Below are 21,656 nucleotides of genomic sequence, written 5' to 3' on the forward strand. Positions count from 1 at the left end.
CTCGTCGACGATCAGCTGCACCGACCAGCCGTCGGAGACGATGTGGTGCATCACCACCACCAGTACATGCTCCCCGGCAGCCAGCCGCAGCAGGCCCACGCGCAGCAGCGGCCCAGTGCCGAGCTCGAACGGCGTCTCGCCCAGTTCGCGCGCGACCCGACCCGCTTCGGCCTCGGCGTCCGCGCTGCCGGTCAGATCGATCTCGCTGAACTGGAATGCGCCGGACTCCATCACCCACTGCTCGGCAAGCCCTTCCGCATTGGCGCGGAACACCGTGCGCAGCGCCTCATGGCGCGCCACGATGGCGCCGAAACTCTCGCGCACGGCTGCCATGTCCAGCTTGCCCTGCAGGCGCAATGCGCCCGTGATGTGGTACGCGCTGCCACCGCCCTCCAGTTCCCACAGGAACCACTGGCGCGACTGCGCATACGACAGCGGCTGGCCGCCATCCCGGGATGCCGCCGGTGCGCGCGGGGTGACCGGGAACTGGCCGGCTGTCATGCCTTCGGCCAGCACGCGCTGGTAGACGGCTTGGCGCTGTTCGGCCGACAGGCCGGCAAAGCGCTGCGCGATGCGATAGATCGCAGAGTCGTCCATCAGATGGCCTCCAGATCGTCAATGAATTCGTCAAGATTGGTAATTGCCTGCTCCACCGCGACGCCATGCTGGCGCTGCGCGACGGCGGCCGCCATGGCGGCCAGCGCGGGGTGCGCGAAAATTTCCCGCAACGACAGCTCGGCATGCAGCGCCGCGCGGATGCGTCCGGCGAGCTGCATCGCCAGCAGCGAATGGCCGCCCAGTTCAAAGAAGTGGTCGTGACGGCCCACGCGCGGCGCGTCGAGCAGCCCGGCCCACAGGCTGGCGAGCGTGGTCTCGGTCTCGCCTTGCGGCGCTTCGTAGGCAGCGTGGCCGGCCGGTGCGGCAGGCAGCGCGGCGCGGTCGAGCTTGCCGTTCGTCGTCAGCGGCAGTGCTTCCAGCATGACGATGGCGGTCGGCACCATGTAGTCGGGCAGCACGCGCGCCAGGCCCTCGCGCAGCGCAACTGGCTCAGCTTCGCCGCAGGCATAGGCGACCAGCCGCGTGCCGTTGTCACCCACCACGGCGACTACCGCCGCCGCGCGCACGCCGGGCTGCGCCAGCAGTTGTGCCTCGATCTCGCCGGGCTCGATGCGCAGGCCGCGGATCTTGATCTGCTGGTCGATGCGGCCGAGGTATTCGAGCTGGCCGTCGGCACGCCAGCGCACCAGGTCGCCGGTGCGATAGAGACGGCCACCCGCGGCATCGAACGGATCGGCAACGAAACGCTCGGCCGACTGCCCCGCGCGCTGCAAGTAGCCGCGCGCCAGACCGGTCCCGCCCAGGTACAGCTCACCGGGTACACCGGCCGGCACCAGCTGCATGGCGGCATCGACCACGTAGGCCTTGCGTTCGCCCAGCGGCGTGCCGATCGGGGCATAAGGGACGTCGTCCGCGAGCGGCACCGCGCCATGCCAGATGGTGGGAGATACCACGCATTCGGTCGGGCCATAGGCATTGAACAGGCGTTGCGGACGCAGCGTCTCGCGCGCGCGCTCGGCCTCCGCCAATGGCCACGCCTCGCCACCGGCGATCAGCGTGCGGACGGTTACGCCTTCCAGCGTGCGGATCAGTGCCGGCGGCAGGTCGAGCATCGTCACGCCGTGCGCGCGCACCAGTTCTGCCAGCATTTCCGGCGTCGGGTCCGCATTGCCGCGCAATACCACGGCGGCGCCATGCATCAACGGCAATGCCCACTGCTCGAACGCTGCATCGAAGCCCAGCGACGCAAACAGCAGCACGCGGTCGTCCGCGACGATCGGATAGCGTTCCCCCGCGGCCTGCAGGTGCATCGACATCGGCCCGTGGGCCACGGCGACGCCCTTGGGCTGGCCGGTCGAGCCGGAGGTGTAGATCACGTAGGCGAGCTGGTCCGGATGCACCGGCACGCCGGGGTCGACATCAGGCTCGACGGACAGGTCGAGCCGGTCGAGCGCCAGCGGCACCACGTTCGCGGGCAGGTCTTCCAGCGCGGCGGCCGGGCCCAGCAGCAGCGCGATGCCGCTGTCGCGCAGCATGTATTCCAGCCGCGCCGCCGGCAGCGCCGGATCGAGCGGCACGCAGGCGCCCCCCGCCTTCAGGATGGCGAGCATTGCCACCAGCGTGTCGGGCGTATGCCCGGCGACCACGCCGACGCGGCACTCCGCCCGCACGCCAAGCGCACGCAGGCGATGGGCAAGCCGGTTGGCCCGGACGTTCAGTTCACCATGGCACAGCGTGCCGCCGGCGTGGATCAGCGCCGGTGCCTCCGGGCGCTGCGCCGCGATGCGCTGGTGCACGGCATCGTAATACGGGCGCTGCCAGGGGTTCTCGCCGTGCCGGCGCAAGGCGTCGCATTCGCCGGCATCGGCCAGCCTCAGCGCGCACGTGGCGGCGTCCGGCATCTGGCGCAGCAGGTATGCAAGCTGGTGCCCGATCCGGGCCGCGGCCTCGTCGTCGAAGCTGGCACGCGCATAGCCGAGGTGCAGTGACAGCGCATCGTCCTGCAGCACGGCAAGCGTCATGGCATAGCTGGTCGGCTCGCGGCTGGCAACGGCGCGGAACACCGGCCCATCCCCAGCAGTCTCGCGCAGGGCGGCATCGACGGGGTAGTTCTCGAACACGACGATGGTGTCGAACAAGCCGCGGCCGCCGTGCCCGGCCCATCCCTGGATCTCGTGCAGCGGCGTGTGTTCGTGCTCGCGCGCGGCCACGCCCTGCGCCTGCAGCGCGCGCAGCCAGTCGCCCAGCGCGCGGCCCGGCGTCACGGTGGCAACCACCGGCAAGGTATTGATGAACAGGCCCACCATCTGCTCCGCACCGGCCAGTTCGGCGGGCCGGCCCGACACCGTGGCGCCGAAGGCCACGGTATCGCGCCGCGTGTGCGCGCCCAGCAGCAGCGCCCACGCGGCCTGCACCAGCGTGTTGACCGTGACGCGCTCGGCGCGCGCGAACGCCGTGAGGCGCTCGGTCTCGGCAGCGTCGAGCTGCAGCGCGATCTCGCCGTGGCCGGAACCTTCGCGCGTGGGGCCTGCCAGCTGCGTGGGGCCGTCTAGCGTGGCCAGTTGCGCCCGCCACCACGCCTGCGCGGCGCCGGCCTGGCGGCCCTGCACCCAGCCGATGTAGTCGCGGTAGCGTGCCACCGGCGCGGGCAGCGATTCGCCGGCCAGGCTGCGCAGCACCTCGCCCAGCAGGCGCGACGTGCTCCAGCCGTCGAGCAGCAGGTGGTGGCGCGTCCAGATCAGGTGATGCGTGCGCGGTGCGGTGCGCACCAGCGTCAGGCGCATCAGCGGCGGCGTGGCCAGGTCGAAGCCGCGTTGAGCGTCGGCCTGCGCGTAGGCGTCGAGCGCGTCCGCGGCATCGGCACGGTCCTGCCAATCGAGCACCGTCAGCGGGACGTCTGCGCGCGTCGCCACCCATTGCAGCGCCGCGTCGCCGGGCACGAAGCCGGTGCGCAGCACGTCGTGACGCGCGATGGCGCCGGCCCAGGCCGCGCGGAAGCGCTCGACGTCGAGCCCGTCGACATCGGCGCGCAGCTGGTTGACGTAGGCGCCGTCGGCGGGGGCGTAGAGGCTGTGGAACAGCATGCCCTGCTGCATCGGCGACAGCGGGTACAGGTCGGCTACGTGCGCCAGCGGCAACGGCAGGGCGTCGAGTTGCGCCTGCGACAGCGCGGCCAGCGGGAAATCCGACGGCGTGGCGCCGTGCGCGCCGCCGCTGCAGAGAACGATCAGGGCTCGCAATTCCTGCATGAAGCGCGCAGCCAGGCCCGTTACGGTAGCTTCGTCGTGGATGGCCGTGCTGTAGGTCCAGCGCATGCCGAGGCGGCCCTGCTGCACGACGGCCACGACTTCCAGCCAGGTGCGGCGCTGGCTGTCCGGTGCACGTTGCGCGCCGCTGGATTCCGGTGCGAGCTGCCAGCCGCCTTCCGCTGCGGGATCGATCTGCCCGAGGTAGTTGAACGTGACCTGCGGCGCCGCGCCCTGCTCCAGCACGCGGCCGGTTTCGCTCAGGTAACGCAGTACGCCGTAGCCGAGGCCGTTGCCCGGCACTGCGCGCAGCTGTTCCTTGACGGCTTTCAGGCTGTCGCCCAGGGCAGCCCCTGCCGGTGCCAGCCGCACCGGGAACAAGGTGGTGAACCAGCCGACCGTGCGGCCCATGTCGACGCCATCGAAAGCGTCCTCGCGGCCGTGGCCTTCCAGCTCGACCAGCACGCTGTCTCGGCCGTCCCATGCGCACAGCGTGCGGGCCAGCGCGGTCAGCAACACGTCGTTGATGCGGGTGCGATAGGCGGCAGGCACCTTCGACAACAGGCCTGCGGTAGCCGCCGCATCGAGTTCAAGCGTAACCGTTTGCGCCTCGGCAACGCGGTTGCTACCGCCGGCATGCCCCGGCAGCGGCTCGACATGCTGCGTCACCGCTTGCCAGTACGGCAGCTCGGCCAGCAGCGTCGGCGACTGCGCGTGGCGCGCGAGCGTTTCGGACCAGAGGCGGAACGCGCTGGTGGGCGGCAAGGCGTTGCCAGCCTGCGTGTAGCAAGCCTGCAGATCCTCGACCAGGATGCGCCACGACACCGCATCGACGACCAGGTGATGCGCAACCAGCAGCAGCCGGCCGGCACGGCCGGCGCCAGCTTCCATCCAGACCGCGCGGAACGGCGCGGCAAGGGTCAGCTTCAGCTGCGCCTGCGCAGCCGTGCGCGTAACGGCTGCCGCGAAGTCGGGCTCGGCGCTCAGGTCCACCGTCTCGAAGACGGCAGCTTGCGGCCCGACTTGCTGGCACCAGCGGCCGCCCTCCTGCGTGAACTGCAGCCGCAAGGCCTCGTGATGGCCGACCAGCCGCCCGACTGCCTGCCGCAGGCGCTCGACGTCGACCGGCTTGCCTGGCGACAGCAGCAGCGACTGGTTCCAGTGCTGTGCCGAGGCGAATTCCTGCGCGAAGAACCATGCCTGCACCGGCGTCGGGGCAAACGCGGCACCGTTGGCGGCGGCGGCTTGCGGAGCCGCCGCGGCGGCTCCAGCGATAGCGGCCACTGCCGCCACCGTCTGCTTCTCCATCAACTGGCGCGGCGTCAGCCGCAAACCCCGCTTGCGGGCGCGGGCAATGATCTGCAGCGCGAGGATGGAGTCGCCGCCGAGCTGGAAGAAGTTGTCGTGGCGCCCCACGCGTTCGCGGCGCAGCACCTGGGCCCAGACCTCGGCCAGCGCCTGCTCGGCCTCGCCCTGCGGCGCATCGAAACCGGGCGTGGCGGCGGGACGCGGGTCAGGCAAGGCGCGGCGGTCGAGCTTGCCGTTGGCGGTGCGAGGCAGCGCGTCCAGCACGGTCACGGCGGATGGCACCATGTAGTCCGGCAACGATGCGCCAAGCGCCGTGCGCAGCGCGTCCGGATCCAGTTGCATGCCAGCCTGCGGCACTACGTAGCCAAGCAGTTGCAGGCGATCATCGCCGACAGCGCGCGCGATCACCTCGGCCTCGCCGACGCCTTCCAGCGTCTGCAGCACCCGCGCCACCTCGCGCGGCTCCACGCGGTAGCCGCGGATCTTGACCTGGTCGTCGGCGCGGCCGAGGAATTCCAGGCTGCCGTCGGCCAGTTCGCGCACGCGGTCGCCGGTGCGATACATGCGTTCGCCGGCGGCAAAAGGATGCGCGACGAAGCGCTCGGCGGTCTGCCCCGCGCGGCCGCGATAGCCGCGCGCGACACCCGCACCGGAGAGATAGAGTTCGCCTGCGACGCCGGGGGGCACTGGCTGCAGGCTTGCATCGAGCACCCAGGCGGCGCAGTTGTCGAGCGTGCGGCCGACCGGCAGCGACGCCGCGGCGCGGCTGGCCTCGCCGGCGGATTGCGTCAGCATGCCCACGGTGGTCTCGGTGGGGCCGTAGTGGTTCAGCACGCGCAGGTCGGGCCGCAGTTGCGCGATACGTTCCAGCAGCGGCCAGCCGGTGGCCTCGCCGCCGAGCACCAGGCAACGCGCGGGCAGCACGCCTGCAGGGTCGGCCGCGGCCAGCAGCGCCTGCAGGTGGCCGGGGACGATCTTCAGCACATCCACGCGGTGTTCGCGCATGTAGCCGGCAAAGCGGTCGGGATCGAACGCCCGTGCGGCGTCGATCAGGTGGAGCGTGCGGCCCGAGCACAGCGCGCCGAACAGCACGGTGTGGCCAAGGTCGGCCGCCACGGTGGAGATCATCGCCATCCCGCCGGCATCGTCGGGCAGCGCCACACGCTCCAGCACGCCCTGCACGTAGTTGGCCAGCGCGCCGTGGCTGACCAGCACGCCCTTCGGCTGGCCCGTGGAGCCGGAGGTGTAGATGAGGTACGCGGCCTGGGCAGGCGCGATGGGTGCGGGAATGAAGCCGCCGGGCTCCGCTGCCTGCGCATCCATCGGCCACACGGGCACCTCGGGTTGCCAGGACAGCCCGGCTGCGTCCAGCAGCAGTACGGCGCCGCTGTCCTGCAACTGGTAAGCCAGCCGCTGCGCCGGCAGCGCCGGGTCCAGCGACACATGCACGCCCCCGGCTTTCAGCACGGCCAGCATGCCGACCACCAGTTGCGGCGAGCGGTGTGCATGCACTGCCACCGCCTGCTCGCGGCCCACGCCATAGGCGACGAGCTTGCCCGCGAGGCAATTGGCCGCCGCGTCAACCTCGGCGAACGTGAGCGCTGCCGATTCATGCCGCACAGCGATGGCATCCGGCTGCTGTGCCACGGCGGCATCCCACATCGACAGTACATCGGTGTGCGCGTGGACGACCGGCTCGCCGACGGTCGGCGATGCTGCCAGCGGGATCGACGACACCGCCACCGCAGCGTCACGGCACACCGCACCGGCGCAGGCCGTCATGGCCCGCGCCAGCGCCTCGATCGTGGCGGTATCGAACAGCGCCGCGTCATAGGCGAACACGCAGCCGATGCGCTCGCCCCTGTCCGTGAAGTCCAGGCTCAGGTCGAAATGCGCGAGGCCGGCGCTGACCGCCTCGACCTCCACCGCGAGATCCCCCACAGCACGCGTTGCGGGAATGTCGTCCTGCTGTGTGCACTTGACCTGGAACAGAGGATGCACGCCCGGCTGGCGTTCGGGCTGCAGCGCCCGCACCAGCGCGTCGAACGGCAGGTCCTGGTGCGCCTGTGCGCCGAGCATCGTTTCATGGACGCGGGCCAGCACGTTGCGGAACGTATCGGCCGGGCCGATGCGCGCCTGTAGCACCAGCAGGTTCAGCAGGTAGCCGATCAGGCCATGCGTCTCGGCTTTCTGCCGGTTGGCGACCGGCGTGCCGATGCGCACCACGTCCTGTCCGCCGACGCGGTGCAGCACCACATCGAGCAGCGCCACCACCAGCACGAACATCGACGTGCCCTGCGCACGGGCCAGCGTGCGCAGTTCGGCGCACAGTGGGCCGTCCCACGTGAAGCGGTAGCGCGCTTCCGGGCCATGGCCGCCGGCGCCGCGCGGCAGCGTAACAAGCGGCTGCGGCACTTCCGCGCTACCGAGCTGCGCGCGCCAGTAGTCAAGCTGGCGTGCCTGTTCGCCGCCGTCGAGATGCTTGCGCTCCCACACCGCATAGTCGGCGAACTGGATCGGCAATGGTGACGGCGCGGTGCCGGCATAACCGGCCAGCACCTCGTCGACGAGGATGCGCAGCGACCAGCCGTCGCCGGCGATATGGTGCAGGCTCAGCGCCAGCAGGTGTTCATCAGGCGCGACGCGGAACAGGCGGGCACGGCAGGCCGGCTCGCGGTCGAGCGCGAACGGCAACTGCACGAAAGCCGTCAGCGCGTCGGGGGTGAAATCGGCAGGCTCCAGCGCGAGGCGATGCGCGGCGAGCACCTGCTGCACCGGCTCGGCACCCGGCACGATCACCGTGCGCAGGATTTCGTGGCGAGCGACCACAGCGCCCAGGCTGGCCTGCAGCGCGGCCACGTCAAGCGCGCCGCGCAGACGCATGGTGCCGGCGAGGTTGTAAGCGGGGCTGTCCGGGGCCAGTTGCCAGGTCAGCCACAGGCCGCGCTGGGCCGCGGACAGCGGTGCGGGCGCAGCCGGATCGCGGCGGGAAATGGACGCGCCGGCACTGGCCGGCGCCTGCCCTTGCAGGCGCTGCTGCAGCAGCGCGCGCTGCGCCGGCGTCAGCCGCGCGCGGCGGGCGGAAAGGTCTTGCGGGTCGGACATGGCGGAATTCAGGAGACGATCAGGAAGCAAGCACGGAGCCGCCAGCCTCGATCTCGTCGATCAGGCGGCTTTCGATCAGCAGGGCCAGCGCGTCGATGGTGGGCTCGCGCAGGAAAGCGGCCGCGTGGATCTCGACGCCGAAGGCCTGGCGCACGCGCGCCAGCAGGCGGATACCGAGCAGCGAATCGCCGCCCAGCTCAAACAGGTTGTCGTGGATGCCGATGGCGTCGATGCCGAGCAGCTCGCCCCAGATCGTGGCAAGCGCGGTGGCAAGGTCGTCAGCGGGCGCCACATAAGCCGTGGCAAGGTCGGGACGCGGATGCAATGCGGCGGCCGGCGTGGCTTCGTCTTCCGGCAGCGCGACGCCATCGAGCCCACGCAGGCGGCTGGCGAGATCCGTGCTGACCACGAGCGTGTGCGGGCGCGCCGGGCCTTCGACGATGCGCGCGAAGGCGGCGGCGCCATCCTCCGGCGTCAGGCCCAGGCCTTCGGGCCATGCCATGCCGGCTGCCATGCCGACGCCGCGCCAGCCGTCCCAGCCCACCGACAGCACCGGCCAGTGCAGCCGGCGCTGGCTGGCCGCAGCCAGTGCGTCCAGGCAAGCATTGGCGCCCGCGTAGGCCGCCATGCCGAGGCCGCCCGCAACGGCGGACAGCGACGAGCAGAACAGCACGAAATCGGGCGAAGCCTCGGCCAGCTGGTCGAGCAGATGCTCGGCACCGCGCACCTTGGCCGCGAACACGCGGCGAGCCGACGCCGCGTCTTGCGCGGTGATCAGCGTGCCGCCGGCTGCGCCGGCCGCATGGATCACGCCGTGCAAGGCGCCGAAGCGTTCGCGCGCTGCCTCCAGCGCCGCGTGGAGCTGCGCAGCCTCGGCCACGTCGGCGCAGACCGTCAGGACCTGTGCGCCGAAGTCTTCCAGCGCCAGCAGGGCAGCAAGCCGCGCGCGCAGGTCCGCGGGCTGGGTAGTGTCGTCGGCCAGGCGCGACCAGTCAGCGCGCGCCGGCATCGCGGTGCGGCCCACCAGCACCAGCCGGGCTTGCCAGTGTTCGGCCAGGTGGCGGGCCAGCGTCAGGCCGATGCCGCCCAGACCGCCGGTGATCAGGTACACGCCCTGGCGGCGCAGCCGGCTTTGCGCCGGCGCCTGCACGGCAGCCGCTTCGGCATGGCGGATCCAGCGCCGGACCCAGCGGCGCGGTCCGCGCAGCGCGACCGGGGTAGCCGGGTCGGCGGATTGCAGGTGCGCGCATAGTTGCATGGCCACGCGCGCTGCGTCGCCGCCGACGGGCGGCACGATATCGATCAGCCGGCAGGTAGTGTCAGGCAGTTCCTGCGCGAGCGTCAGGCACGGGCCGCGCAGCGCCGCCTTGCGCGGCGCAAGCGGCTCGGTGCCGGTGACGTCCTCGACGCCATCGGTCACGACGGTGACGGCGCGCTCGCCTGGCAGCGCGTCAAGCGCCTGTGCCAGAGCGAGCAGGCTGTCGAAGCCGCGCGCCGCGTCGTCCGTGCCCACGCTCCACAGATGGCAGATGCGCGTGACCGGGCCATGCGTTGCCGTGACATGGCGCAGGACTTCGAGCAGGTCCGCGCGGTCATCGGGCCGGGCGGTGTAATGGCGGTCGTCATGCCGCGCGAATGCCGCGCCGGGGGTGACAGCCGCCACCGGCTGCGCAAGCTGCGCGGCAACCAGCCAGGCGAGGTTGCTGTCGCCCAGTATCAGCGTGCAGCCCGCTGCCGTGGCAGCATCGGCTGGCACATTGGCCGGCAGACAGGCCGGCAGATCGGCGCAGTGCCATTCCGGCACATGCAGCATGTCGCCGGGCACCGGAGCATCGTGCACGAGCCTGGCGGCTCCCGCTTCCACCCAGTATGACTGGCGCTCGAACGGATAGCCCGGCAGCGGCACCCTGCGCCCTTGCGGCACGTCCTTGCCATCCACATCGGATTCGGCTTCGGCTTCGACGCCGGCGATCCACAACTGGCCGAGGCAGCGCAGGAACTGGTCGGCCTGCAGGTCCTGCCGCGACGGATGGGCCTGCGAAGCCAGCACCGGACGGCTGGCCGCCAGCGGATGGCGCCGCACCAGCCCGGACAACGTGTCGCCGGGGCCAACTTCCAGCGCGATGCGGCCCGGTGCCTGCAGCAGCGTGTCGAGGCCGGCGGTAAAGCGCACCGTGCCGCGCAGGTGGCGCACCCAGTAGTCCGGGCTGCACGCTTGCTCCGGCGTGATCCACGTGCCGCTGAGGTTGGAAACGAAGGGGATGGCCGGTGCACGAAGCGTCAGGTGCCGCACTGCGGTCTCAAACTCGCCGAGGATCGGTTGCATCAGCGCCGAGTGGAAGGCGTGCGAGACGTGCAGCCGCCGCACCGCGACACCACGCGCGGCCAGTTCGCGTTCAGCCTGCGCGATGGCTTCGGGCGCGCCCGACAGCACGCACAGGTCGTCGGCATTGACCGCGGCGAGATCGCAGCCGGCATCGAGCCATGCCGCCAGTTCCGCCGGCGGCAGCGTCACCGCCAGCATGGCGCCCGGCCGCGTCGACTGCATCAGCCGTCCGCGCAGCGCCACCAGCGCCAGCGCGTCATCGAGCGCGAACACGCCGGCCACACAGGCGGCCACGTACTCGCCCACGCTGTGGCCGAGCATGGCTTCCGGGCGGATGCCGTGATGGGCCCAGAGCTGCGCCAGCGCGTATTCGATGACAAACAGCGCCGGCTGCGTGAAGGCCGTTTGGGCCAATTGCGCGGCGGCGTCGGCCTCGCTGCCCGGCTGCGGCCAGATCAGCGTGCGCAGGTCCAGTCCGAGATGCGGCGCGAGCGCCGCGCAGCAGTGGTCGACGGTCTGCCGGAACACCGGCGCCTCGTCGTACAGCGTGCGCGCCATGCCGACGTGCTGGGCACCCTGGCCGGGGAAGAGGAAGGCCACGGACGGCGCCCGCGCCAGGCGCTTGCCCGCCGCCCACTGCGGCGCGGCCTGCGCGGACAAGGCCTGCGCGGCCTGCACGGGGTCACGCGCGACCACCACGGCGCGATGGTCGAAGCGGGCGCGGCCCTGACGCAGCGTGTGGGCGATATCGTCCAGCGCGAGGTTGTCCGGCGCCAGCCCGGCCTGCAGCCGGGCAGCCAGTTGCTGCGCCTGCGCACGGAGCGCGCTCTCGCTGCGCGCCGACAACCGCAGCACCTGCGCGCCGCGGGTGGCAGTGGCGGAGCGCGCGGCGGCCGGTGCCTCTTCCAGCACCACATGCACGTTGGTGCCGCCCATGCCGAACGAACTGACCCCTGCGCGGCGCGGCGCGGCGCCGGCCGGCCATGGCTTCGCTTCGGTGTTGACGTAGAACGGGCTGGCGGGGAAATCGATGCGCGGATTGGGCGCGGTGAAATTCAGGCTCGGCGGCAGCGTGCGATGGCGCAGCGCCTGCACGGTCTTGATCAGCCCCGCCACGCCGGCGGCGGCATCAAGGTGGCCGATATTGGTCTTCAGCGAGCCGATCGCGCAGAAGCCGCGCGCGGCGGTGCCGGCACGGAATGCCTGCGTCAGGGCGGCGATCTCGATGGGATCGCCAAGCGTGGTACCGGTGCCGTGCGCTTCCACATAGCCGATGCTGTCCGGCGCCACGCCCGCGATGGTGTGGGCGGCCCGGATCGCGGCGGCCTGCCCTTCCACGCTCGGCGCGGTGTATCCGACCTTGGCGGCGCCGTCGTTGTTGGCGGCGCTGCCCTTGATCACGGCATGGATGGTGTCACCCGCGCGCAGCGCTTCGTCCAGCCGCTTGAGCACGACTATGCCGGCGCCGCTGCCCAGCACGGTGCCGTCGGCGGCGGCGTCGAAAGCGCGGCAGTGGCCGTCCGACGACAGGATCGCGCCCGGCTGGTGGCGATAGCCGTGGTCCTGCAGCAGGTTCAGCCACACGCCGCCGGCCAGCGCCATGTCGCATTCATGCGCCAGCAGCGCCTGGCAGGCCATGTGCACGGCGGCCAGCGAGGTCGAGCACGCGGTCTGCACGGTCACCGCCGGCCCGCGCAGGTCGAGCTTGTAAGCCACGCGCGTGCTGAGCGAGTCCGGCGAATTGCCGTTCATCAGGCCAATCAGTTCGGCGATGCCGGCGTCGAGGCCGTGGCGCGGCAACAGGTGGCGCAGCAGGTAAAGGTTCGCGCCGGTACCGGCGTACACGCCAACGGGGCAAGCCAGCCGCTGCGCATCGTAGCCGGCATGCTCCAGCGCGTGCCACGCGCATTCCAGGAAGATGCGCTGCTGCGGGTCGAGCTGTTCGGCCTCGCGCGGGTTGTAGCCGAAGAAGGCCGCATCGAAGCGGTCGGCGCCGTCGAACGGCACCCCTGCCTTGACGAAAGCGGGATCGTCCAGCGCGGCTTGCGGCACACCGCGCGCGCGCAGCGCTTCATCGCTGTGGTGGACGACCGACTCCACGCCGTCGCGCACGTTGCGCCACAGCGCGTCCACGTCATCGGCGCCGGGGAAGCGCCCAGCCATGCCGACAATGGCGATTTCCAGCCCGCTGTCCCCGTCGCTGTGCTCATAGGTCTGCGCGCTCATCACAGCACTCCTTCCGTGGCGCGGCGGCGGCGCTGCATGGCAGCGCGCTGGCGGCTGGCACGCTCGTCGGCACTGGCGGCGGCAGGCGACACGGCGCCGGCCTCGATGCGGCGCGCAAGCGCGGCGATGGTCGGGTACTGGAACAGGTCGACCACGGTCAACCCGCAATGCAGCCGGTCCTCCAGCAAGCGGTGCATGCGGATCAGCATCAGCGAGTGGCCGCCGAGCTCGAAGAAGTTGTCATGGATGCCGACGCGCTCAAGCTGCAGCACCTCGGCCCACAACCCGGCCAGCACGGTGGCCACCGCGCCCTGCGGCGCTTCGTAGGGCTGCTGGCTGGCCGACTCGGGCGCGGGCAGCGCCTTGCGGTCGAGCTTGCCATTGGCGTTCAGCGGCAGGCGCTCCAGCGGCACGATCAGCGACGGCACCATGTAGTCCGGCAGCCCGCGCGCCAGTGCTTCCCTCAGCTGTGCGGCGTCGCCATCCATCACGACATAGGCAACCAGCCGCGCGCCGGCGGCGAGTTGCTGCGCGACCACGACGGCCTCGCGTACTGCGGGCTGGGCCAGCAGTGCTGCCTCGACCTCGCCCAGCTCGATGCGGAAGCCGCGGATCTTGACCTGGTGGTCAATGCGGCCCAGATACTCGATCTGGCCATCGGCGCGCCAGCGCGCCAGGTCGCCTGTGCGGTACAGGCGACCGCCGGCGCTGTCGAACGGATCGGCGACAAAGCGTTCGGCGCTCAGGCCCGCGCGGCGCCAGTAGCCGCGCGCCAGGCACAGGCCGCCCAGGTGCAGCTCGCCGGCCACGCCCTGCGGCACTTCGTTGAGGTCGGCATCGAGCACGCGCGCGCACAACTTGCCGAGCGGGCGGCCAATCGGGACGCTGGCGCTGCCGTCGTCGCGGCAGTCCCACCACGTGGCCTCGATGGCAGCTTCGGTCGGGCCGTACAGGTTCAGCAGCGTAGCCTGCGGGAACGTGGCCAGCGTGCGTGCCTGTAGCTCGGCGGGCAGCGCCTCGCCGCTGCAGACGATGCGACGCACGCCCTGGCAGCTTGCAGCCGCGGCGTCGGCCAGGAAGGCCTGGAGCATCGACGGCACGAAGTGGATGGTGGTGACACCGTGGCGCGCTACCAGCGCGGCAAGGCGCTGCGGGTCACGGTGCTCGCCGGGGCCGGCCAGCGCCAGCGTGGCGCCGTGCGTCAGCGGCCAGAAGAACTCCCAGAACGAGATATCGAAGCTGAACGGCGTCTTCTGCAGCACGACGTCGCCCGCGCCGATCGGCTGGTGCTGCTGGCCCCAGGCCAGCCGGTTGCAGAGCGCCCGGTGGCTGTTGGCCGCGCCCTTGGGGCGGCCAGTGGAGCCCGATGTGTAGATCAGGTAGACGAGGCTTTCGCCACGCTGCGGCAACGCGGGATCGTGCGTGGGCTCGGCACTGAGATCAAGCGTATCGGTCTCGACCAGAGTCGCGGCCAGTCCGGGCAGGCGGTCGCGCAAGTGCTGCTGCACCAGCAGCAAGCCGATGCCGCTGTCCTGCGCCATATAGGCGATGCGATCCTGCGGATATTCCGGGTCGATCGGCACATAGGCGCCACCGGCCTTCATGATTGCGAGCAGCGCGGTCACCATGCCGACCGAACGTTCCATGACTACGCCGACCGGCATGTCGGTGCGCACGCCGCGTGCGATCAGGTAATGGGCGAGGCGGTTCGCCTCTTCATTCAGGCGGGCATAGGTGAGCGTGGCATCTCGCGCGCCGTCGGCCATGCGTACCGCGATGGCTTGCGGCGTGCGGCGGGCCTGCGCTTCGAACAAGCCATGCACCAGTTCGCCCACCGCGTAGTCGCCATCGGTCCGGCTCCATGCGGCCAGCGTGGCGCGTTCGGCCGCGTCGAGCAGCGCGATGTCGCCAATAGCAAGCTCCGGCTGCGTCGCCAGCGCCTGCAGCACGCGCAGATAGTGCGCGCCGAAGCGCGCCATGGTCTGCGCATCGAACAGTTCGCGCGCGTAGATCAGGCGTACCGAGACCTCCCCGCCAGCCTGCTCGCGCACCTCCACGGACAACTCGAACTGCGCCGCCTGCCCGTCCACCGGCTGTGCAGCCACGGTCAGGCCGGTACGCGCGCCGAAGGACCGCAGATCCTCTTGCAGGTGGTTGAACAGTGTCTGGAACAGCGGCGGATGCGCCAGGCTGCGCTCCGGCTGCAGTGCCTCCACCAGTTGCTCGAACGGAAGGTCCTGGTGCGACTGCGCACCGAGCGCCGCCGCGCGCGCAGCGCGCAATACGGCGGTCAGCGGCGTGCGGCCATCGACTTCGTTGCGCAGCACCTGCGTATTGACGAAGAAGCCGATCATTGCGCCGGTGCCGGCGTGTTGGCGGTTGGCAATGGGCACGCCGACGCGGATGTCCCGCTGCCCGGTATGGCGATGCAACAGCGCCTGCAACCCGGCCAGCAAGGTCATGAAGAGCGTGGCGTCGCTGCTGGCGGCACGCTGGCGCAACGCGTCGACCAGCGCGGACGGCAGTGCCAGCGTGTACCGGGCGGCATGGTAGGCCGCCACGGCGGCGCGCGGGCGGTCGGTGGGTAACGCCAGCACCGGATGCGTGTCGCCGAGCTGGCCGCGCCAGTAGTCGAGCTGGTGCGCGTGCACATCGCCCTGCAACCAGCCGGCGTGCCACGCGGCATAGTCGGCGTACTGATGGGTGGGCAGCGGCAGCGCGTCGCGGCCCTGGTAGTGCGTGGCCAGTTCATCCAGCAGCAACTGCATCGAGACCCCATCCGAAATGATGTGGTGCATGACCACCACCAGCCGGTGCTCGGCTGGCGCGAGGCGCAGCAGCGCGACGCGCAGCAGCGGGCCGTTGCCCAGGTCGAACGGCTGCGTGTTCAGGCGGTGCACGGCGTCTTCGGCTTGCGCCTCGCGTGCGTCGGCGGGCAGCGCGGAGAGGTCGATCTGCTCGAACGCGGGCGCCAGTGCGGGCAGGATCCATTGCTCGCCGTGGCCGTCAGCCCCCGCGCGGAACACCGTGCGCAGCGACTCGTGGCGCGCCGCGAGTTCCGTGAATGCCGCGCACATTGCATTGGCATCCACCGTGCCGCCCAGGTGCAGCACCGTGGCGATGTGGTAGGCGGTGCTGGCGGGATCGAGGTGCCACAGGAACCATTGCCGCTGTTGCGCGTGCGACAGCGGCAGCGCCCCGGCGCGGCGCACCGCAGGCAGCACGGGGATCGAGACCGCAGCGGCACCGCTGCTTGCGCGCTCACGGATCGCGGCCGCGCAGGCGGACAGCGTCGGGTACTCGAACATCATCCGCACGGGAAAGTCGACTTGCCACTGCGCGGCGATGCGCGCGGCGGCGTGGGTCGCGCTCAGCGAGTTGCCGCCGCCGTTGAAGAAGTGATCGCCAGGCTCGCGCTGGAGCACGTCGCGCCAGATGGCGGCCAGTGTCTGCTCGGTCTCGTCCAGTACGGCGGGCGCTGCCGTCGCCTGCGCTTGCGTCGCATCGCCGCCGAGCACGAAGCTGCCGTGCTCGCGGATCGCATACGCGTCCAGGCTGCGCTCGGCCCAGCCGCGCCGGCAGGCCTGCCGTTGCAGCTTGCCACTGGAAGTCTTGGGCATGCCGCCCGGATTGAGCAGCACCACGACCGCCAGCGGCTCGCCCAGCGCTTCACTGACGGCGGCGCCGAGCGCGTCGGCGAGCACGGCGGCGGGCACCAGTTTCTGCATGCTGCGCGACACCTCGGCCGCCAGGCCGATGCCCTCGCCGCCAGGACCGTTGACGGCAAAGGCCGCCACCCTGCCCTTGCGCACGGCATCGACCTCGGCCTCGATGAGGCGTTCGATGTCCTGCGGATAGAGATTGTGGCCGCGCACGATGATCATGTCCTTGAGGCGGCCGGCCACGTACAGCTCGCCGTCGTGCAGGAAGCCGAGGTCGCCGGTGCGCAGCCAGCGGCGGCCGTCACGCTCGACGAAGGTGTCGGCGGATTCGCGCGGCTTGCCCCAGTAGCCCTGGCCGATGCTGGGGCCGCTGGCCCAGATCTCGCCGATCGCGCCATCGGGCAGCATGGCCTGCGACTCGGCATCGACGATCCGCACCGCGTGGTCGGCGGCCGGTACGCCGCAACCCACCAGCGTGGCGCCGCGCCCGGACACCTGCGCCTTGCCCTGCGCGAGCGCGTCGGCATCGAAGTCGTGCGCGGTCATGCCCGCGCCACGCCGGCCACCGGTCACGAACAGCGTGGCCTCCGCGAGCCCGTAGCACGGGTAGGCGGCGCCGGCGTCGAAGCCGGCCGCGGCAAAGCGTTCGCAGAATGCCGTCTCGGTATCGGCGCGCACCGGCTCGGCGCCGGTATAGGCCACGCGCCAGCTCGACAGGTCGAGCTGCGCCAGCTGGCTGTCGCGCACGCGCTCCAGGCACAGCCGGAAGGCAAAGTCAGGGCCACCGCTCAGCGTGGCGCGGTGGCGCGAAATCAGCTCCAACCAGCGCACCGGGCTTTCCAGGAAGTGGCGCGGCGTGGTCAGCACCAGCGGAATGCCGCTGTAGAGCGGCTGCAGCAGCCCACCGATCAGGCCCATGTCATGGTAGAGCGGCGCCCACGACACGAACTTGTCATCGGGGCCGATGCCCATGCTGGCCTGGATGGCGCGCTCGTTGGCCATCAGGTTGGCGTGGGTGACGATGACACCCTTGGGGGCAGAGGTCGAGCCCGAGGTGTACTGCAGGAACGCCACGTCGTCGCCGGCGGGCGAGAACGGTTGCCAGTGCTCGGCGCCGGTTTCACCGATGCTGTCGACAGCCAGCACCACGTGCCCGGCGAATTCGCCCGCTTCGGACAGCGCGGCCCGCACCGCGGCGCTGGCCAGCACCCCGCGTGCTCCGCAGTCGGCCGCGATGCCGGTCAGCCGCGCCACATACTGCTGGCGCGTGGATTCCAGCGGCGGCACTGGTACGGCGATCACACCGGCGTAGAAGCACGCCAGCATCGCCACGGCATAGTGGTCATCGTTGTCGAGCGTGACCAGTGCGCGGTCGCCATGCCTCAGGCGCTGCTGCAGCTGCGCGGCAAGCGCACGCACGCGGGCCTCGAACACGGCATAGGTGAAGGTCTTCTCGCCGTCCGCGCCGGCTACCGTCAGCCAGGCGTGGTCAGGGCGCGCTTGCGCGAGCGCGCGCAGGTGATCGACAAAATTGGCGGCGTGCGCGGGGGGCGCTGTCAGGGGGCGGGTCATCGTTTGAAATCCGGGTCGTCAGAAGCGGCCGTGGTTACCGTGGGGCTCGGCCATCGCCACCACCACCTTGCGCGGACCCTTGAAGGGCGCGCGCGCATGGGCCGCCAGCATGTTGTCGAGCATCATCACGTCGCCCGCTTCCCAGAGGAACGAGACGGTCTGCGCGTCGAGCGCGGCGCGCACCTCGGCGAGGATGTCGTCGCCGATGGGCGAGCCGTCGGCGAAGTAGGTATTGCGCGGCAGGTTTTCGGTGCCGTAGAGGTCTTCCAGCACCTCGCGCTCTTCCGGCGCGCGCGCCGAGATATGGAACAGGTGCGCCTGGTTGAACCACACCTTCTCGCCGGTCACCGGATGCGTCTCGATGGCCTGGCACAGCTGGCGCGTGCGCAGGCCGTCGTCCTCCTTCCATTCGCAGGCGATGCCAGAACGGGCGCAGTAGGCCTCCACCTCGGCGTGGCTGCTGGTGTTGAAGACCTGCTGCCAGGGCACGTCCATCTCGCCGAAGTTGCGCACGTAGAGGATGCCGGGCGCAAAGCGCTCGCGAATGCGCGCCGGGATCTGGCGGTAGACCGCGCGGCTGTCGGCGATCGGCGTCTCGCCGCCTTCGGGCGAAGCGGTGACGCAATGGAACCAGATCTTCATCGGCCAGTCGCGCGTGTACGACTGCTCGTTGTGCAGCGGAATGCTCTGGTGGGCGGGGTATTCGGTGGAGGTATAGACGCCGGCGCCGGCGGACGTAGCCACCTCGCTGCGCGGGGTCGAGCCGAATTCGTACTTCAGCAGCGGATGGCCGAACGACGCGGCGAACTGCTGGAACGCTGCCACGTCCGGCACATCGAAGCCGCGCAGCAGCACGCCGCCGGTCACCAGCAGCGCTTCTTCGATCTGGTGGCGCAGGCGCTGGCCGGCACTGAGCAGGTCTTCGCCGGTGCGGTTGGGCGTGATCAGCATCGGCAGGTCGCAACCGGCCGGCGCCTTGCGCGCAAAAGGAATCAGGGTATCGATCATGGTCAGTCCTTGGAACGCCACGCCAGCGCGGCGGCATAGCCGTGCGGCGCAGGCAGCGCAACCGCTTCGATGCCGCGGCAGGCGGGCAGGCTTGCGTCGATCTCCAGGCGGCCGTCCGCACAGGGGCGGATGCCGACCGCGCGCAGGTCGTCGGCAATGCCGGTGCCGACCGCCTTCAAGACGGCTTCCTTGCCGACCCAGCGCGCAAAGGCCGCGCGGCGGTGGTCGGCGCAGTGGCGCAGCGCCTCGCGCTCGCGCGCGGTGAAGGCCAGCTCCAGCACGCCATCGCTGTCGAGACCGTCGCCCTCCTCTTCAATGTCCACGCCAAGCTGCGCGACGCGGGCCGGGTCGGCCAGCGCGATCAGCGCGTGGTGTCCGGCGTGGGAGACATTGAACAGCAGGACTCCGGCAAGATCGTTGCCATCGAAAGCGAGGCAAGGTTTGCCGCTCGGTGTCTGCACCAGCGGGACGTCTGCCGGCGCGCAGCCGAGCCGCTCGGCCAGCAGGCGGCGCACCGTGGCACGCGTTTGGGTAAAACGGATACGATCAGCGTCCAGCCGGTAGCGCCCGGCACGCTCGCGTTCGGCGGGCGTGAGGTCGGGCCACGCGGCGCGGAAATCGGCCTGCAGGTCGAGCTCCAGCCGGTGGAGGGAAATGCCGGGTGGCAGCACGTCAGGCAACGGCATGGCGCGCGGCGTGGTGCGACGGATGGGCAAGGCTCTCAGGTGCGCACGACTGCGCCAGGCGCTGCGCCAGCGTGGCGACGACCAGCGGCTCGTGTTCGCGGATAAAGAAGTGGCCGCCGTCGAACCAGTCGAGCGTGAAGGGCCCGACGTTCTCGATCGACCATGCTTCGACCCGCTCGGGCGCGATATCGTCGTCGCGGCCGGCCAGCACATGCAGCGGCACCGGCAGGTGCGTGCCGCTGCCGCGGGAAAAGCTCTCGCACACGCGATAGTCGGCCCCCAGCGCATCGAGCGTGATGCGCATCAGCTCTTCACTGGCGAAGACTTCTTCGGGCGTGCCGCCCTGCCTGCGCAGGTCGGCGATCAGGCCCGCGTCGTCGTGCTTCGCCGGGAAGTGCCGGTCCTCGCGCCGGGTGGGTGCCGGTGAGCCCGATGCCACCACGGCGCGTGGCAACGGCCGTCCCAGGGCCCGCAGGCGCCGCGTGATGCCATGCGCCAGCAGCGCGCCCATGCTGTGCCCGAACAGCGCGAAATTGCCTCGCAGCGCGGCGTCCTGCTCGATGCAGAGCTTCGCCACCAGCTGCCCGAAATCCTCGACGAACGGTTCGCCCAGGCGCGCGCCGCGGCCCGGCAGCTCCACCGCGTGGACCTCGATCCAGCGCGGCAGCAGGCGCCGCCAACGCAGGTACATCGACGCACTCGCGCCCGCGCAAGGCAGGCACAGCAGCGAAAGCGTGACAGACATCGGCTCAGGCCGCGGTAGTTTCAGCGGCTGCGCCTTGCTGCGCCATCCAGTCGCGCAGCGATTTCGGACGCATGTCGGTCCAGGTCTTCTCGACGTAGTCGAGCACCGTCTTCTTGTCGCCCTTTACACCCTCGACAGCGGTCCATCCACCGGGCACGGCCTTCCAGTGCGGCCAGATGGAATACTGTTCTTCGTGGTTGACCAGGACGATAAAGGTCTCGTCTTCGCGGTCGAAGCAGCTCGTTGACATGCGGTCCTCATACGGTGATTGAACGGAGGAGCCAGTGGCCCTGGAAGCGGGCCGTGGCGTTCCTGTTCAACAAGACGGATGAGGGGAGGATCTGTTCAGATCGCGCCGTTGCGCGTGCGAAGAAAAATCTGCCCGAGACAATAGGAGGCGAAAAAGAAGGGGTATCGCCGAATTGCGGGGGTATCGCTCTTGGCAGGCGCTGCTGTTTCGCCGGCGTAGCCGGCGGGGCTACTTGTTGGGGGGGGTTATCGCTCTTCGCTGGCGCTGCTGTTTCGTCGGCGTAGCCGGCGAGTCACTTTTGTCCGAGCGACAAAAGTAACCAAAAACGCGTTTTGGTTGCCCCAAAGGGGCGAATTTTTATCGTAGTGGGCCAGGGGTGTTGTACGGGTATGGGCTTCAGAGTCAGTCACACTGCCTGCCGCGTGGGGCACCACCGTGGTCAGAATTACAGCGCTGATTGAACGAGCCCTGCAAGCGACCGTGGCCCCTGCTGCCAACGGCATCGTGCAATCGCCTTCGGCTGCGCTGCGCGCAGAGCCCTAGTCTGAGCACGCAGGCCCAGGGCAAACCACGCCTCGATGAAAATGCCCGCGCTTGCATGCGCGGAGTAAAGGGAACGGGAACTGACCTCGCGCGCTAACGACGTTGATGAGCTTGCATCCCGACTACGACGCGCGCGCAGCGCAGCCGAAGGCGTCCCACCACTGCCGCTATTGAAACGCTGTACCCGAGTCCGTCTTGGGGATCGTCCAAAAGCCGTGTCGCGCCAGGCACAGGTTCTGACTCACATGGCGTAGCAGGTTGGAACGGCCGACCACCATCGCAGGCGTCCAAAGCCGTTGGAACCACTGTCGCCGTGGAATTGATGGCCAGCGGCAACGACGCGCTTTTTGGTTACTTTTTGTCGCTCGCCCTCCATGTCAGGATAGTTGTCGCCTCGCCGCCTTTCGATGAAGGACAATGGG

9 protein-coding genes are annotated in these 21,656 nt (G+C 70.5%); all 9 read right to left on the minus strand.

Annotated features, from left to right (window positions below):
• Positions 1 to 597: condensation domain-containing protein (locus KHO41_RS38575; protein WP_211958479.1), on the minus strand; the 597-nt coding region annotated here is incomplete at its 3' end.
• The gene (locus KHO41_RS38580) at positions 597 to 8,216 is read right to left on the minus strand and encodes a non-ribosomal peptide synthetase (RefSeq protein ID WP_211958480.1); all 7,620 of its coding nucleotides are present in this window, start codon (positions 8,214 to 8,216) and stop codon (positions 597 to 599) included. The genes KHO41_RS38575 and KHO41_RS38580, both read right to left, overlap by 1 nt.
• A 19-nt stretch (positions 8,217 to 8,235) precedes the next feature.
• Positions 8,236 to 12,768 carry a type I polyketide synthase gene (locus tag KHO41_RS38585; RefSeq protein ID WP_211958481.1) on the minus strand — a complete coding sequence of 1,511 codons (4,533 nt, stop codon included), beginning with the start codon at positions 12,766 to 12,768 and terminating at the stop codon, positions 8,236 to 8,238.
• Positions 12,768 to 18,002 (minus strand): non-ribosomal peptide synthetase, encoded by a 5,235-nt coding sequence (locus KHO41_RS38590; protein WP_211958482.1) that lies wholly within the window; start codon positions 18,000 to 18,002, stop codon positions 12,768 to 12,770. Before KHO41_RS38590 ends, KHO41_RS38585 begins: the two co-directional genes overlap by 1 nt.
• Before the next feature lie 18 nt (positions 18,003 to 18,020).
• Positions 18,021 to 19,010: a TauD/TfdA family dioxygenase gene (locus tag KHO41_RS38595; RefSeq protein ID WP_211958483.1), complete on the minus strand. Its 990-nt coding sequence runs from the start codon at positions 19,008 to 19,010 to the stop codon at positions 18,021 to 18,023.
• A gap of 2 nt (positions 19,011 to 19,012) precedes the next feature.
• Positions 19,013 to 19,726 (minus strand): 4'-phosphopantetheinyl transferase family protein, encoded by a 714-nt coding sequence (locus KHO41_RS38600; RefSeq protein ID WP_244874238.1) that lies wholly within the window; start codon positions 19,724 to 19,726, stop codon positions 19,013 to 19,015.
• Entirely contained in the window at positions 19,683 to 20,441 is a 759-nt protein-coding gene (locus KHO41_RS38605) for a thioesterase II family protein (RefSeq protein ID WP_211958484.1), read from the minus strand. Before KHO41_RS38605 ends, KHO41_RS38600 begins: the two co-directional genes overlap by 44 nt.
• A 4-nt stretch (positions 20,442 to 20,445) precedes the next feature.
• Entirely contained in the window at positions 20,446 to 20,691 is a 246-nt protein-coding gene (locus KHO41_RS38610; protein WP_211958485.1) for an MbtH family protein, read from the minus strand.
• Between the two features lie 784 nt (positions 20,692 to 21,475).
• Positions 21,476 to 21,656 (minus strand): hypothetical protein (locus KHO41_RS38615; protein ID WP_211958486.1); only part of this gene is annotated, 181 nt, incomplete at its 5' end.

The sequence above is a fragment of the Cupriavidus numazuensis genome (genome assembly GCF_905397435.1).
Taxonomy (GTDB): domain Bacteria; phylum Pseudomonadota; class Gammaproteobacteria; order Burkholderiales; family Burkholderiaceae; genus Cupriavidus; species Cupriavidus numazuensis.